The organism is Desertibacillus haloalkaliphilus (genome assembly GCF_019039105.1).
In the GTDB taxonomy this organism is placed as follows: Bacteria; Bacillota; Bacilli; order Bacillales; family KJ1-10-99; genus Desertibacillus; species Desertibacillus haloalkaliphilus.
Genome location: NZ_JAHPIV010000300.1, coordinates 1 through 387 on the forward strand (window position 1 = coordinate 1; position 387 = coordinate 387).

1 protein-coding gene is annotated in these 387 nt (G+C 53.5%); it reads right to left on the reverse strand.

Annotated elements, in window-relative coordinates:
• Window positions 1–387: hypothetical protein (locus KH400_RS29975; protein ID WP_217228278.1), on the reverse strand; the 387-nt coding region annotated here is incomplete at both ends.

Sequence of the window (387 nt, forward strand, 5' to 3'; positions counted from 1 at the left end):
TTTCTTTTCCTCTTCCCCCCCTCTTTCCCTTCTCTCCCCTCCCCTCCCTTCCCCCCTTTTTCCCCCCCCCCCCTTCCTTTCCTCCTCCCCCCTCTTCTTTCTTTTTTCCCTTTTTCCCCTTTTTCCCCCCTCCCTCCTCTCTCCTCTTCTTCCCTTCCTTCCCTTCTTCCTTTTTTTTCTTTTTCCTTTCTTTCTTTCTCCCCCCCTTCCTTTCTCCCTTCTTCTCTTTCTCTTCCTTCCCCCTCCCCTCCTTCCCTCCTTCTTTTCTTCCCCCCCCCCTTTCTTCCTTCTCTTTCTCCCCCTTCCCCCTCCTTTCCCTTTCTTTCCTCCCCCCTTTCTTCCCCTTCCTCTTCCTTTCCCCCTCTCTTCTCCCCTTCTCTTCCCTTT